This window comes from Chroococcidiopsis sp. SAG 2025 (assembly GCF_032860985.1).
Lineage (GTDB): Bacteria > Cyanobacteriota > Cyanobacteriia > Cyanobacteriales > Chroococcidiopsidaceae > Chroococcidiopsis.
In genome coordinates this window covers 890,840-904,877 of sequence record NZ_JAOCNC010000001.1, presented here as the reverse complement: position 1 = coordinate 904,877, position 14,038 = coordinate 890,840, and the positions used below count along the sequence as shown (strand labels likewise).

Sequence of the window (14,038 nt, the reverse complement as noted above, 5' to 3'; positions counted from 1 at the left end):
CAAAAACTTGCTGATTTTGACCACTCATGCCTGCTCCTTTACGTATCGTTTTGACAGAGTCAGAAGACCGGACGTTGAGTGAACTTCGGGTTGCCAAAACCGTTGCTCAACGTACCCGAGATCGAGCACAAATGCTTCGACTCAATGCTCAAGGATGGGTAGTGCCAGCGATTGCCGAAATTTTTGAGTGCCAAGAGCAGACAGTGCGCGAAACCATCCGCCGTTGGCAGCAGCAAGGGTTAGGTGGATTATGGGATGCTAGTGGACGAGGAGCTAAAGCCAAATGGCAAGAAGCAGACATGGCCTACCTAGAACAATGCCTAGAGCAAGAAGCCAGAACCTATAATAGTCAACAGCTAGCCCAGAAGCTAGAGCAAGAACGACAGGTAAACCTAAGTGCTGACCGGATTCGCCGCATTCTAAAAAAAGGGCTTTAGTTGGAAGCGGACTCGACACTCGCAACGGGGCAGACAAGATCCTGAGTACAAAGCACTCAAGCAAGCCGACTTAGACACACTCCAACTAGCTGCCTGTGAAGGGTACATTGACCTGAAGTATCTTGACGAATCGGGATGTTGTCTGGAAAGTCCAGTCAGTTATAGTTACTCTCGCATTGGAGAGCAGAAACACCGAAGAGCAGGTCAAATCCTGGAGACCGCATTAGTATTCTAGGGATATGGCAACCAGAGCAGTCGTTTGACTATGCTCTGGTACAAGGCAGTTTCCACAAGGAACGCTATGTTAAAGTGATGAACGCTCCTTGCCCAAAAGAGTGAGCAGACATTGCTACAAACCGGACGGCTCACAGTCGTGGTGCAAGATAATGGTTCGGCTCATACCAGTCATCTTGCCCGTGAGCACTGGCAGCAGTGGCAGTCGAAAGGGCTATATCTCTTTTTCTCCCCAATACAGTTCACATATGAATCTGATTGAAGCGCAGTGGCATCAACTCAAAACCCATGAAATAGCCGGAAGGATTTTTGATAACGAGTATGATTTAGCGAATGCCATGATTGAGGGCATGGAGAATCGAAGTCAACAAGGGGATGGACACTGGAACGTTTTATGTTTAAATCTGCCTAGCTACTTATCGGCACGGATGCACGTCAATCGAGACGGCAACTACGAGCAGTGGAAGGCAAATTTCCGTTATTTTGCTCGCAATGTCATGATGCGTTACAAGGGCAAGATTTCTTACTACATCATCGATAACGAACCCGACCTTGACTACGGCAACGGTAAGATGTCAGCCCAAGAATGCGTCGATATGACGCGGATTGCCTACGAAACAGCTAACAGAAATTGACCCGAATATCAAAATTGAATCGCCGCCTGTAATGGGAATTGAATCCGGTCTGTTAGACGAAATGTTAGACGCTGGGATTGCTGAGGTGAGCGACTATATCGGCTTGCACGCCTATGGCGGACAAATTTCTGAAAATCGCTTCGGGCATCCTTGGCGAGTCCTCGAATCGCGTGGCATTCGCAAGCCTCTAGCAATTAGCGAATCGGGATCGATTAACGAGTATTGCAATGGTTCGCAGTATGAAACAGAAGACTGTCGCCGTCGCTGGTTTGCTTATTTCGGACAACAACTCAAACGATTTGGTTACGACCACGCATTGCTATTCGATCTTGACGGTCACGATAGCTGGGCTGTTGCTCCAGACTTTAACCCCACGAAAACTTATCAGCAAATCAAAGATTTGAGCTTAAATGAAGCTCTGAGTAATGCCGATTTTGAGTCAGACAATAACGTTGAAACAGGCTGGACACCCTTTGATAGCAACGATGTCTGGATTCTTGAAGGTGCTTCGCCCTATGTGAGTTTTGTCCGCAACGATAATAGTGGAGCGCATGGAGGAGGCGGATATGTCAAACTCAACAACGGTGATGCCTCCCCAGATACGCCTGTGAGCGTCCGGCGCATTGTTGGTCAGCTACCAAAGGGACAAAAGGTCAAGATTGGTGCTTGGGTGTATGTCAACGGCAAGGCATCAGCAACCCTGAAAGCATTAGGCTACGACTATCGCAATGGCGATGCCGAAATCTCAGCCACCTCAACCAAGAAAAATGGGTGGGAATACTTAGAGATTGAAGTCCCCATTTCGAGATACTGGACGGTCATCGAACTAGGGACTTCGGGAACTGGCAATTCGGGAGACTATGTTAAGTGGGATGATGTCTCAATCGATTAATTGGTTGTAGAGGCGCTTCGCGCCTCTACAACTCTAGCTCAACTCTGCTACGACTCGATCTTCGAGTAAAGTTTGATTGGTGAGTAAGTCCTCTACAGTCATTCGCAAGCAGCGTTGTGCATCTACTTGAAACAGGACTTTAATCCGATCGCTCCCAGGATAGCCAGGTGGGGTTAATTGGGCAATTTGCCTTGCCCCATCTCGGTCGTTGAGGGGTTGTACTTGTTTTTTACCACTATCTAAACGGCGGGTAATCAGGCGATCGCCATCAAAATATACTTCCGTCCCGCCAGTCTCTGCCCCCAGTTCTCCGACAATCAGTTCGATACTGGGCTGATTATCTAACGATGCGCCCAAAACCAATTCTACGGGATTTGTCATCGGGTAAGGTTGCCCTGGATTGATAATTGGATGCCAGTTGTGACACTGATTCCGTCTATCCCAATAACGGATACCGTAACTGTGATAGAGAAAATCTTTGACTTCCACACCTTGACAGATCTGCAACGCACCTTGGGCGATCGCTTCAAACGGGCGATCGCAATGAATTTTTTCGGCAGGGAAATACTGCTGTACCCAAGTCTGCACGGCAGGCATTTGTGCTGTTCCACCCACCAACAATACAGCAGCGATATCTGTCACTTCTATCCCTTGTCGCCGCGCCTGCTGGAGCAGCTGCTGCATCGACTCGTCTAACTGCTCGAAAAATTGACGATCTGTCAAAATTTGCGTCAGGCGATCGCGGTCTAATTCTAATTCGTAACTCTCAAATGTCTCATCATTAAAATAAACTTCGCTGGCTTGCACCTGGCTGGAGAGTTGAATTTTTACCCTTTCTGCCAAGCGAGTTGTTAAAGGAGAAACGGCTAATCCTCGTTCCTGGGCGAAATAATCGACAATCCAGTTATCGATATCAGTTCCACCTAAATTTTGCCCTGCTTTTGCTAAGACACGGGCGGTTTTTACCTTCTGCCCAGATTTTTTGGCAAAAGATTTCTTCCCCCATTGCAGTAAAAAACCTGTCTGCTGTTTGACAGCATTTCCGCCACCATCCAAGCGGACTAAAGATAAATCTAAAGTGCCACCGCCAAAATCAATTACTAATAAGTTATCCTGCTCTGCCATGCCATAACCCAAAGCGGCGGCTGTAGGTTCGTCCAGAATTCGCACTTGTTCCACAGGTAAAGCACGGCAAATTTCGCCCAGCCACAAGCGATAAGCTTCAAAACTATCAACTGGAACTGTCAAGACTAAAGACTGCTCGTCTTCAGGGGCTTGAGCAGCTAATTTCTCAATAATTTGGCTCAAAAACCACTTGCCAACTCGTTCAAACGAGACCGTCTCGCCATCCAGTTGCGGCAAAAATCCCTGAATATCCGTACCAATGCCGCGCTTAAAGCTACGAAAAAATCGCGGGTCAGTCGTTAAATCTAAACCGCGATCGCGTACTGTCTGTCCAATTAACACCCGATCGCTTGCCGCATCTTCTATGTAGACCAAACTAGGAATCAAAGGTGGATTTTGCCCCAACTGCTGAGATAAGCCTGGTAAACTCAAAGTTTCCGCTTGCTGCGTCACGGGATTCCAACGGGCTATACAAGTGTTACTCGTACCAAAATCGATTGCGATCGCCATGCTTAATCAGTTATCAGTTATCAGTTATCAGTTATCGTAGGGGCGGGTTTTGAGCGAGGATTGATTCCCAAAGCCCGTGAATCTCGTGCTAAACCCGCCCGTACAGGAGTAATTCCGAATTCCAAATTCTCATTTCATCCTACCCTGTCGAGGATACAAGCTACACCCTTGATTTTTTCTTAGTTCTCCTAACCACCAATTGCAGATCGCTTTGTAAAGACGTTACATGTCACGTCTCTACATTGTGAACCGATAACTGTTCACTTATTGAACGACAATTAAATAGACCGAGTGACGACAACTAACTTGACTGCTACACCAAGTTGACGAGACGACAATTATCTTCAGCAACCGCTGCCAAAACAAAAGACACTAGGCAATGTCAATTAACGCCAATTAATGGACTGCCTAGTGTCGGGAAAACGAATTAATTTCAAACAGGTTCAAATATACATGAAAGCGAGAGAATCTGGCTGCACGCAGGAAACAGCAGCAGCAAAGGGAGGATTTTCGAAGCGTACAGGTAGACGCATTGATGCGGGAGCTCATCAACCGCAACGCGGACGACCCCATGACTGGCGTACCCGCAAAGACCCATTGGCTGAGGTATGGGACAGCGAACTAGTTCCGCTATTACAAAAACAACCGCAATTGCAAGCGATAACGTTGTTCGAGTACCTGCAGCAGAAGTATCCAGGCAAGTATGGGCAGTCTATCGTGCGGACGCTGCAACGACGAGTCCAGCAATGGAAAGCGACCAGTGGACCAGCGCAGTCAGTGATGTTTGAGTTAGAGCATCAACCAGGCGTAATGGGCTTGTCGGACTTCACCAAGCTCAAGCAGGTGCAAGTCACGATTGGCGGTCAACCCTTCGAGCATCTACTGTATCATTATCGACTTGCCTATAGTGGATGGCAGTACGTGCAAGTCATTCAAGGTGGCGAGAGTTTTGTTGCTCTGGCTGAAGGTTTGCAGAATGCCTTGGCAGCAAGCGGGGGTTGTCCACAAGAACATCGCAGCGATAGTCTTAGTGCCGCCTACCGTAACCTGGGTAAACGCACCGATGAAGATTTGACGCAAATGTATCAACGGCTATGCCAGCACTATAATTTGCGTCCCTCACGAAATAATCGCGGACTAGCCCATGAAAATGGTTCGATTGAGTCACCCCACGGCTATTTCAAACGACGGCTGCATCAAGCCCTATTGCTGCGCGGCTCGTGTGATTTTGATAGTGTTGCTGCCTATCAAGCGTTTATCTCTGGGATAGTTGAGAAGTTGAATACGCGCATTCAAGCCAAATTTCAGCTTGAGCAACCCTACCTGCATCCATTACCCAACTATCGTTATCCCGACTACGAAATCCTCAGCGTCAGAGTTACCACCCGTAGCACGATGACCGTGCGCTGCATCACTTACACTGTGCCGTCACAATTGATTGGCTTACGATTAACCCTTCACCTACATCATGACCGGATAGTCGGTTTTGTCGGCACGCAGCAGGTGGTAGAACTGCCACGCCTTCATGTACCTAGCCGCAGTCGGTTGCGGCGCTCCCGTTGCGTCAATTATCGTCACGTCATTGACAGCCTGCGACTGAAACCCCGTGCTTTTCTACACTGTACCTGGCAGCAAGAATTATTGCCTGACGACAACTACCGCCAATTATGGCAGGAGATGTTAACCCAGTTCGATTCCTACACGACGGCACGATTGATGACCGAGGCACTGTACATTGCTGCTAAACAAGATAAGGAACACGCAGTCGCACTGTATTTGGCTGACCACTTACGCTCTGGCACCCTTAGCTTGGTGGGACTGCAACAGCAGTTTCATCTGGGTGAGAGTGTGGCACATCCAACGCTTTCGGTACAGCAACACGACCTTTCCCCTTACGACTCTCTCTTGCATCATGTCCCCCAACAACAGCCAAATAACAGCCATCGAGACTCTGGGCTTCCTACTCAAAACACTCAAACTGCCCCACATGAACAACCATTGGCAAGAGTTGGAGCGTCAGGCTCTGGCTGGGGGCTGGTCACACGCTCAATTCTTGCTAGCACTGTGCGAATCCGAGGCAACACAACGTTATCAAGCGCGAGTGCAACGCGCCCTCAAAGATGCCCACCTGCCACCAGGAAAAGCTTTTTCCAACTTTGACTTCAGCCATTGCCCCAGCTTAAATCAGCCTAGCATCATGCAACTGGCTCAGGACAGAACTTGGTTGAAGCGGGGTGAGAATCTGCTGCTGTTCGGTCCTTCTGGAGTCGGGAAAACTCACTTAGCTGCTGCTGTCGGTCGCAGTTTGGTAGAACTGGGTGCACGAGTCAAGTTTCTGGGTGCCACCACAGCCGTGCAACTGCTACAAGCGGCGAAAGCCAACTTACAACTGCAATCAGCTTTACTCAAGCTCGATAAGTACGATCTGCTGATTCTTGATGACATTAGCTATGTCAAAAAGTCGGAAGTGGAAACATCAGTGTTGTTTGAGTTAATTGCTCACCGCTACGAACTCAAAAGCTTGATGATTACTGCCAATCACCCTTTCAGTGCTTGGGATGAAATTTTTACCGACTCTACTATGACCGTTGCTGCTGTAGATCGCTTGGTACATCATGCTGTCATTCTCGAAATCCTTGCACCCAGTTTTCGTCAACAAGCGGCTCTACAACGCTCTTCTTCTACTGACCAAAAGCAACCAAAATAATTGTCGCGCATTCGTCAAGATAGTTGACATTTCATATCACTGTTTACGCCACCCTGTTGCTGCTTGGTTCAGGACATAGGCGGAAACTGCTTGTATTTCGTCAGTTGTCAAGCGATCTTTGTAAGCTGACATATTTCCTTGACCGTTGGTGACAATATTAGCGATCGCCTCTAGCGAATCCATGCCATATTTTTTCAAGGCTTTTTGTTTTAGGTTCTTGCCGCGCCTGACGATGTTGCCACCATTAATGTGACATCCCGCACATTGGGCTTCAAAGATTTTGGCTGCGTCTGATGTGTCTGCGGCTAAGGCTGGGACAGAAGAAGCGATCGCCATTCCTGCGAATATCACCAGCACGAAACCAAGTGTTTGCTTGAATATTTGCTTGAATAACATTCTCATATAGGAAAGAACTTGTAGGTAGCAACACCGCTATAAGCCAATATAAAGCTTGAAAGGTAAAGTCGGTGAAGGTAACATCTCAGACGCTTTGCCTTCCCTTCCAGTGAAATGACATCACCTCAGCCAGGCTTTATGGGCAAAACCGCTAATTTGAGAGGATGATGGAGAAAAGCAAGTTTGGGTTGCAGCCATGAGTCAGAGCATTTCTACGACTTCAAAACGGTTGACGTTTGAGGAATTTCTTGCCTACGACGATGGTACGGATACGCGCCATGAATTGGTGGATGGAGAATTAGTAGAAATGCCGACGGAATCGCATGAGAACTGCCAGATTGCAAAACTGTTAATGTTTGAATTGGCAAAATATGTTCCGATCGCACTTCTTAACCTCAAAGACGTTGAAATTGAAGTGAGCGGACGAGGAGCCAAAGTCCGGCTCCCCGATTTGCTCGTGCTGAGTGAAGAAGGATACGCGGCACTGCAAGGCAAAACCCGCAACATTATTACTCACGATATGCCACCGCCAATTCTCATTGTTGAAGTCGTTTCGCCTGGTGATGAGAACCGAACTCGCGATTATCGATACAAGCGCACGGAGTATGCAGCACGAGGTATTGCCGAGTACTGGATTGTCGATCCTCAAGAACGGCGGATTACGGTGTGTCAGTGGGTAGATGGGCAGTATGAGGATAAAGTGTTTGCAGGTGAAAATCGAATTGAATCAACCGTAATTCCAACGTTTGAGCTAACAGCAGAACGGATTTTCGCATTTGCTCAAACCTAAGTTGGGGCAAAATAGCGACTTTGAGATTGTAAGACGTAAACTTACAGCAGGTTTCGCCTGTGCAGACAATGTATTAAATTAAAAATGCTCCGTTAGTATAGGCTGAGTAATCGGTATTGAATTTTTCAATCCCTACTCCCGTACGGGCGGGTTCACCAAAAAACTCTTTTCTCAACTAATATTCTGAGTGAACCCGCCCCTACGACTCCCGCTCACTGTGACTCGCCAACGCTTATTTCTATTTGTTATTGCACTACTCCTCATCGTGCTTTCTTGGTGGCAGATCGCCGCTGCAAGAACTGGATTAGTCGTACAATCTCTTTCTAGAGATGGTATCCCAATGCTGTATGTCGCACCTAACGCGCGATCGCAGAAAATGCCAGGAGTGCTGATAGCTCACGGTTTTGCAGGCTCTAAGCAGTTGATGTTGGGTTATGCCTACACGCTGGCTCATGCTGGCTATGCGGTGATGTTGTGGGACTTTAGCGGGCATGGAGCTAATAACAAGCCTTTGACACGATCGCTCCAAGCCGATCTCGATACTGCATACAAAGCCTTACTCACCCAACGTGGAGTCGAGCCGCAACGAGTAGCTGTTTTGGGACATTCTATGGGTAGCGGTGCGGCGATGACAGCAGCAATTCAACAGAGCGATCGCTTTACTGCGACTGTGGCTATCTCTCCTACTAAAGCCGCAGTCACACCCCAGGTTCCGACTAACTTGCAAATACAAGCAGGAAGTTGGGAGCCGCGTTTTGTTGTCAATGCCCAACAGTTATTACAGCGAGCAGGGGGAGAAGGTCAAGGGCGATCGCTCATTATCATCCCCAATGCCGAACATATTACCATTCTCTTTCGCCATGTTAGCCACCAAGCTGCTAAAACCTGGCTCGATCGCAGTTTTGGCATTCAGACTTTCAGTAGTTATATAGACAATCGAATGACTTGGTATGGCGTGCATCTATTTGCATGGCTCTTGGTATTGGGTGCTGTTGCTCCAGTTATTGCAAATGGGATATTACGTCAGCCACCGAGAATTTGGCAGCGCTTTCCAGCTGGAGGAGTATCAGATCTGCTGTTTCAAGCAGCAATTCAAGCTCGCAATTCTGACATAATTAGTAAAAGCGATCGCCTCAAAAGTTGGATCGGTTTAATCCTGAGTCCTTTAGGGGCAATTGGCATACTCGCATTACTAAACCGCAACACGGACATTGCCAGCTTAGGTGGCGTGTTGGTAGGTGGTGCGTTGGGAATTTGGTTTTATGCGGCTGGTATCGTCTGGCTATTGGCTAACTTGCGTTTACCGCGTTTGACTCTAGCAGGATTGGGATTGGGTTTGGGGCTGTTTCTCCTGCTTTGGGTTGCTTTTGGGGCGATGGCGCAGGTAGCCTGGTTGCAGTGGTGGTTAGTTCCCGTTCGCTTACAACTGTGGTTGTGGTTATCGCTGTTGTGTTTTCCCTGGTTGCTTGCTTCTGGGATCGCTCAACAACAAAGTCGTATCAAAACTCGATTTATTTGGTGGTTGGGACAAAGTTTAGTCTTAGTCATAGGACTGTTGGCAACAATCCAAATTCTGCCCCAAATTGGTTTTATCTTCCTCTTGTTGCCTATCTTCCCCTTATTTTTGGCAATGTTCGCGATCGCCTCGGCTGCTGTTAAAGATATTTGGGCTTTTGCAATTGGGTGTTCTCTATTTTTCAGTTGGGCGATCGCGGCTGCTTTTCCCCTGGTAGGATAACCTAAGCTTAAATTCAGTTGCCAATAATATCAGTGTTAGCAATCGAGAATGGCTTATGAAATCGTTGCATCGCCCAGATATGTACGCATGGTCGATTTTCGACCGCAATCGAAACATGGATTTCAATAGCTTTGTTTGGATTCGCCCCAAAGGTAACATCCTCATCGATCCTTTGGCATTATCAAACTACGATTTCGATCGCCTCAATTCTTTTGGTGGTGCAGCTTGGATTATTATCACGAATTCAGACCATATCAGAGCAGCTAAAGGTATCGCCCATGTCACCGGAGCGAAAATTGCTGCCCCATTAGGTGAAAAAGAAACCTTCCCTATTGCGTGCGACTGCTGGCTGATGGATGGGGATGAGTTAGTCCCAGGGTTACAAGTTTTTGCTTTATCTGGTTCCAAAACTCTTGGGGAATTGGCACTTTTAATTGAAGGTAAGACTTTAATTACAGGTGACTTAATTCGCGCCCCTAAAGCTGGTAGCCTGACAATTTTGCCCGATAATAAGCTCAGTCACAAAGCGGATGCCATAGCCTCAGTTCGTCGCATTGCCGCGATCGATAGTATTGAAACCGTACTCGTAGGTGATGGTTGGTCTATCTTCCGTAATGGTAGCGATCGCCTCAAGGAACTAGCAGCAACGCTATGAGAGGGTGTGGGGTGTGGGACGTAGGATACTACACCCTAATGCAGTTGGTTAGGATCTTCTAGAGTTATTGGGAGTTCGGTATTTTCGACTCGGTTAGGATCTTCCAAACTAGGGGGAAGTTCTGTATTTTCCGTTCTGTCGAGATCGTTTGCTCTTTCGGAAGTGCCTGCATCTCCAAATTCCTCTTCTACCACACAACCAGCTACAGAAACCGAATATTTATGACCTGTAGTGCTGATATCTCCAACTCTCACATTGACCTGATAGGGTTGATTGTCACGACGGGGAATAGCTGCAATTTTTAGCGGTTGACCTTCTAGCAGCCTCACCGAAGAATTGCGATAGAACTGATCCTTCGTACCATCGCTATATTTCAGGTAAACCGATATGTTGTACTTAGCAGTCTGTTCTGGCATCAGATCGACGACAAAGCGATCGAACATAGCACCGCCTGGTACGCCAAAATCGGTATTGTAGTTATTCCGAGAGATCAACATTCCTGGTGCGGAAACAATTTTCCTCACCTGCGTCCCATCACCCCCGATCGCATTTAATGACTGACAGCTTTGACCGTAAGCGGTTACACCACTAGCCAATAACCCTAAAATTCCCAACACAGCACAACGATAAAACACGCCCCAACCTCCTTCTGAGCTTTTTCGCCAAAAGTCTACTAGAGATAACCATATTTTTTCGGAAATGTCAAGAAAGTTTATTTGATAAGGAGCGAGGAGCGAGGAGCGAGGGGAAGAAGAGAGCTGAGGAAGCTGAGGGAGCTGAGGGAGCAATTCTAGCCACTAGCCACTAACCACTTTCTTTCCGACTCCCGACTCCCGCCTCCTTTACGGCACAGACTTAGACTCAAATGCAGCATAATTCCCTTCCAACCCCTCGACAATTGTGCGGGTATTGGCAACTAGCATTTTTGGGTAAGTATCGCCGTCTGTTCCTGGTTCTCCTAAACTATCAGCGTAGAGTTTTCGCTCTGCAACTTTGACGTTTGCTTCCCTTGCTACAGCCTCAATCAGTTGCGGGTTGACTGTCTTTTCGGCAAATATTGTCGGAACGCCAGATTTTCTGATATCTTTGACGAGTTCTGCTACCCTGGCGGCTGTAGGTCTTTCTTCCGTGCTAATCCCTTGTAAAGCTCCTTCAATTGGAATTCCATAGGCATTTGCATAGTAACCCATTGCATCGTGGGTGGTGACTAATTTACGCTGTCCGGGTGGAATTGTCTGAATCTGAGATTTAATCCAAGTATGGATCTGTTTGAGTTCGCCCGTCAGTTGTTTGGTATTGCTGGTATATTTTGCGGCGTTATTCGGAAATGCTTTTGACAAGGAGTCAGCGATTGCATTAGCGATACGAACACCGTTTTGGGCATTATGCCATACGTGCGGATCGGTAACGGTTTGTCCGTCTTCCTCAAGTTGTTGGGGTTTGGGAACGCCAATCTCATGCACTGCTACTTTAGGTGCGGGGTTAGAGGTGGCTTCGATCAGTTTGATTAGACCAGACTCAAAGTTGTAACCACCATACAAAATTAATTGCGCTTGCTCGATCGCTTTGCTATCTTCTGGTTTCGGTTGATATAAGTGAGGGTCGGCACCAGGCTCGATTAAACATTTTAAGTCTATGGTGTTTGCCGCGATTTCTTGAGTTAATCCGCAGGTAACGCTGTTAGTTACAACTACAAGTGGTAAGTTATTTTTCTGCGCGATCGCCTCATCCCCTTTGAGATTCAATCCAGCTAGACCAAGTGCCATCGCAAAGGTAGCTATGGATTTGACAGACAACTTTAACATCTTCTTTTCGAGCTTGGATGATAATGATTATCATTGTGCTATAAGAAGGCGTATGTTAGAAGTCCAACATTTAACCGTCAGCTATCGAGGTGTATCTGCTGTTGAAGATGTTAGTTTTCGCCTGCAACCAGGACAACTCGTTGGCGCGATCGGTCCTAATGGTGCGGGTAAAAGCACGATGGTCAAGGCAATGTTGGGTTTAGTACCAACTGCAAGTGGAGTGGTAAAGTATCGCGATCGCGCTTTGAAACGGCAATTAGATGCAGTGGCATATGTTCCCCAACGCACGCAAATTGACTGGGATTATCCCGTGACCGTGTGGAACGTTGTCATGATGGCGCGGACGAGACAGACGGGATGGTGGCGCGAACCCAATCGTCAATCTAAGCAAATTGTCGCTACCGCTATAGATCGAGTGGGGATGTGGGAACTGCGTCACAGACAAATTGGGGAGTTGTCCGGCGGACAACAGCAGCGAGTATTCTTAGCGCGATCGCTAGCACAGGAAGCAGAATTATTCTTTTTTGACGAGCCATTTGTTGGTATCGACAAGAAAACCGAAACAATTATGTTTGATGTATTTTCCGAATTAAAATTGCAAGGTAAAACTCTATTAGTTATTACCCACGATCTCGCCACAACATTAATCAAATGCGATCGGCTCTTATTATTAAATCGTCAGTTAATCGCCAACGGTTCGCTCAAAGAAGTCGCGACAACAGCCAACATTCAACGCGCCTACGGTGACAGCATTTTGTTAATTCGGAATTCGGAATTCGGAATTAGTAGCCATAACTAACAAATCATAAATGACAAATGACTAACTTATTACTCGAACCGCTAAGCTTTGAATTTATGCGTTTAGCGCTAATAACAGCAATTTTACTAGGCATACTTTGCTCGGTTATCGGCACTTATTTAATTGTGCAACGGATGGGTTTATTAGGAGATGTTATCGCTCATGCAGTGTTACCAGGGCTAGCGATCGCATTTTTTCTAGGAATTGATATATTTGTCGGTGCGTTTATTTCCGGTACGCTCAGCACGTTTGTCATCTCTTGGATTCAGTCTCAGTCTCGAATTAAAGTTGATGTAGCAATGGCGTTAGTTTTTTCGGGCTTTTTAGCATTAGGAATTACCCTAATTACCGTACTCAAAAGTAAACTAGACTTACATCAGTTTCTCTTTGGTGATATTCTAGGAGTCACGACGATTGATGTATGGAAAACTTTAGCGATCGCCATCATCATATTGCTGCTAGTTAAGCTATTTTACAAAGAACTATTATTTTATACTTTCGATCCCTGTGGCGCTCAAGCTGTCGGTCTACCAGTCACTTTAATTCACTTAGGCTTAACGGCTGCTATTACCTTGACAATTATTGTAAGTATGCAAGCGGTGGGTATAGTGTTAGTTGTTTCGCTTTTAATTGGACCTGGAGCTACAGCTTACTTACTCGTGAAAGAATTACATCAAATGATGATTTTTGGATCGATTATTGGGATTTTTAGTAGTATCACTGGGATGTATTTTAGCTACTATTTCAATGTTCCTTCTGGCGCGGCGATTGTCTTAGTCGTTTCAGGATTATTTGTATTAGCGCTATTATTCAGCCCATCCCAAGGTATTTTAACCCAGCCAGTAGTAGCAAATCGTTCTCTTTCAATCTTACGTCAATTCAAACAATCGAAAAAACGAATTTAAAAATTGTAGAGACATTACATGTAACGTCTCTACACTGTCAAAGCGGTAGCTTACTTTGTAATTGCTGAACTGCAACGATACAACTAGAACAGTCACAACCATATCTTTGAATTGCAGCCTGCGACTCTTCATCAGTGAAATCTAAAGTAGGAACTTCATCTTTTGACGGATTTTCTGTAACATTGGTAGAAGGTTTAGGAGTCGGGCGATCGAATACTATGTCAACTAAGGGAGGAGATACCGATTTTGAGGTATTGTTAGGTTGAGTAACAATTTCTCTAGCCTGAGCTGGATCGGGAGCTATAAGTATCAATGCCATGAGCGTAGGACAGGCAAATAAGGCTAATTTAGATAACTTCATAAGTCACGCCATAAAGAATTATCTGGTTGGCGCAGATTTTAACTGATTT

13 protein-coding genes and 2 pseudogenes are annotated in these 14,038 nt (G+C 46.5%); 10 read left to right on the top strand and 5 right to left on the bottom strand.

What is annotated here, in order from left to right; genetic code table 11:
- Positions 1 to 26 precede the first annotated feature (26 nt).
- From N4J56_RS40750 to N4J56_RS04395, 3 genes and pseudogenes are all read left to right on the top strand, one after another.
- Positions 27 to 925, top strand: a pseudogene (locus N4J56_RS40750) (IS630 family transposase); the annotation flags it as partial.
- A complete protein-coding gene (locus tag N4J56_RS04400) occupies positions 920 to 1,306 on the top strand; it encodes a hypothetical protein (protein WP_317105336.1) in 387 nt (128 codons plus the stop codon). The pseudogene N4J56_RS40750 and the gene N4J56_RS04400, both read left to right, overlap by 6 nt.
- Positions 1,278 to 2,198, top strand: coding sequence for a hypothetical protein (locus N4J56_RS04395; protein WP_317105335.1), 921 nt, complete (start codon positions 1,278 to 1,280; stop codon positions 2,196 to 2,198). The genes N4J56_RS04400 and N4J56_RS04395 overlap by 29 nt, the downstream gene beginning before the upstream one ends.
- A gap of 33 nt (positions 2,199 to 2,231) precedes the next feature.
- On the opposite strand, the gene N4J56_RS04390 is transcribed toward N4J56_RS04395, so the two are convergent.
- Positions 2,232 to 3,833 (bottom strand): Hsp70 family protein, encoded by a 1,602-nt coding sequence (locus tag N4J56_RS04390; protein WP_317105334.1) that lies wholly within the window; start codon positions 3,831 to 3,833, stop codon positions 2,232 to 2,234.
- 399 nt (positions 3,834 to 4,232) lie between these two features.
- Between N4J56_RS04390 and istA the strand changes: the two are divergent.
- Together istA and istB are read left to right on the top strand one after the other, a co-directional pair.
- Positions 4,233 to 5,159: pseudogene (gene istA / locus N4J56_RS04385) on the top strand (IS21 family transposase); the annotation flags it as partial.
- 586 nt (positions 5,160 to 5,745) lie between these two features.
- Positions 5,746 to 6,540 (top strand): IS21-like element helper ATPase IstB, encoded by a 795-nt coding sequence (gene istB / locus N4J56_RS04380; protein WP_317104990.1) that lies wholly within the window; start codon positions 5,746 to 5,748, stop codon positions 6,538 to 6,540.
- Positions 6,541 to 6,576: 36 nt separating this feature from the next.
- On the opposite strand, the gene petJ is transcribed toward istB, so the two are convergent.
- A complete protein-coding gene (petJ, locus tag N4J56_RS04375) occupies positions 6,577 to 6,936 on the bottom strand; it encodes a cytochrome c6 PetJ (protein WP_410500417.1) in 360 nt (119 codons plus the stop codon).
- Positions 6,937 to 7,132: 196 nt separating this feature from the next.
- Between petJ and N4J56_RS04370 the strand changes: the two genes are divergently transcribed.
- The 3 genes from N4J56_RS04370 (at position 7,133) to N4J56_RS04360 (ending at position 10,119) form a co-directional block, all read left to right on the top strand.
- Positions 7,133 to 7,726 carry a Uma2 family endonuclease gene (locus N4J56_RS04370; RefSeq protein ID WP_317105332.1) on the top strand — a complete coding sequence of 198 codons (594 nt, stop codon included), beginning with the start codon at positions 7,133 to 7,135 and terminating at the stop codon, positions 7,724 to 7,726.
- A 217-nt stretch (positions 7,727 to 7,943) separates the two neighbouring features.
- On the top strand, positions 7,944 to 9,464 hold the full coding sequence (locus tag N4J56_RS04365) for an alpha/beta hydrolase family protein (RefSeq protein WP_317105331.1): 1,521 nt from the start codon (positions 7,944 to 7,946) through the stop codon (positions 9,462 to 9,464).
- A 55-nt stretch (positions 9,465 to 9,519) separates the two neighbouring features.
- Positions 9,520 to 10,119 carry an MBL fold metallo-hydrolase gene (locus tag N4J56_RS04360; protein WP_317105330.1) on the top strand — a complete coding sequence of 200 codons (600 nt, stop codon included), beginning with the start codon at positions 9,520 to 9,522 and terminating at the stop codon, positions 10,117 to 10,119.
- A gap of 35 nt (positions 10,120 to 10,154) precedes the next feature.
- On the opposite strand, the gene N4J56_RS04355 is transcribed toward N4J56_RS04360, so the two are convergent.
- Positions 10,155 to 10,754, bottom strand: coding sequence for a hypothetical protein (locus N4J56_RS04355; RefSeq protein ID WP_317105329.1), 600 nt, complete (start codon positions 10,752 to 10,754; stop codon positions 10,155 to 10,157).
- 207 nt (positions 10,755 to 10,961) lie between these two features.
- The gene (locus tag N4J56_RS04350) at positions 10,962 to 11,924 is read right to left on the bottom strand and encodes a metal ABC transporter solute-binding protein, Zn/Mn family (RefSeq protein WP_317105328.1); all 963 of its coding nucleotides are present in this window, start codon (positions 11,922 to 11,924) and stop codon (positions 10,962 to 10,964) included.
- Positions 11,925 to 11,976: 52 nt separating this feature from the next.
- On the opposite strand from N4J56_RS04350, the gene N4J56_RS04345 reads away from it, so the two are divergent.
- Entirely contained in the window at positions 11,977 to 12,723 is a 747-nt protein-coding gene (locus N4J56_RS04345) for a metal ABC transporter ATP-binding protein (protein ID WP_317105327.1), read from the top strand.
- A 17-nt stretch (positions 12,724 to 12,740) separates the two neighbouring features.
- Positions 12,741 to 13,628, top strand: coding sequence for a metal ABC transporter permease (locus N4J56_RS04340; protein ID WP_317105326.1), 888 nt, complete (start codon positions 12,741 to 12,743; stop codon positions 13,626 to 13,628).
- 37 nt (positions 13,629 to 13,665) lie between these two features.
- Here N4J56_RS04340 and N4J56_RS04335 read toward each other — a convergent pair whose 3' ends face one another.
- Positions 13,666 to 13,989 carry a hypothetical protein gene (locus N4J56_RS04335; RefSeq protein WP_317105325.1) on the bottom strand — a complete coding sequence of 108 codons (324 nt, stop codon included), beginning with the start codon at positions 13,987 to 13,989 and terminating at the stop codon, positions 13,666 to 13,668.
- Positions 13,990 to 14,038 lie beyond the last annotated feature (49 nt).

What these genes read in the sequence shown, in the direction of transcription:
- N4J56_RS04400 (WP_317105336.1), top strand. Translation starts at nt 920, where the DNA reads ATGAATCTGATTGAAGCGCAGTGGCATCAACTCAAAACCCATGAAATA.
- N4J56_RS04390 (WP_317105334.1), bottom strand. Translation starts at nt 3,833, where the DNA reads ATGGCGATCGCAATCGATTTTGGTACGAGTAACACTTGTATAGCCCGT.
- istB (WP_317104990.1), top strand. Translation starts at nt 5,746, where the DNA reads ATGTCCCCCAACAACAGCCAAATAACAGCCATCGAGACTCTGGGCTTC.
- N4J56_RS04350 (WP_317105328.1), bottom strand. Translation starts at nt 11,924, where the DNA reads ATGTTAAAGTTGTCTGTCAAATCCATAGCTACCTTTGCGATGGCACTT.
- N4J56_RS04360 (WP_317105330.1), top strand. Translation starts at nt 9,520, where the DNA reads ATGAAATCGTTGCATCGCCCAGATATGTACGCATGGTCGATTTTCGAC.
- N4J56_RS04345 (WP_317105327.1), top strand. Translation starts at nt 11,977, where the DNA reads ATGTTAGAAGTCCAACATTTAACCGTCAGCTATCGAGGTGTATCTGCT.
- petJ (WP_410500417.1), bottom strand. Translation starts at nt 6,936, where the DNA reads ATGTTATTCAAGCAAATATTCAAGCAAACACTTGGTTTCGTGCTGGTG.
- N4J56_RS04370 (WP_317105332.1), top strand. Translation starts at nt 7,133, where the DNA reads ATGAGTCAGAGCATTTCTACGACTTCAAAACGGTTGACGTTTGAGGAA.
- N4J56_RS04335 (WP_317105325.1), bottom strand. Translation starts at nt 13,989, where the DNA reads ATGAAGTTATCTAAATTAGCCTTATTTGCCTGTCCTACGCTCATGGCA.
- N4J56_RS04340 (WP_317105326.1), top strand. Translation starts at nt 12,741, where the DNA reads ATGACTAACTTATTACTCGAACCGCTAAGCTTTGAATTTATGCGTTTA.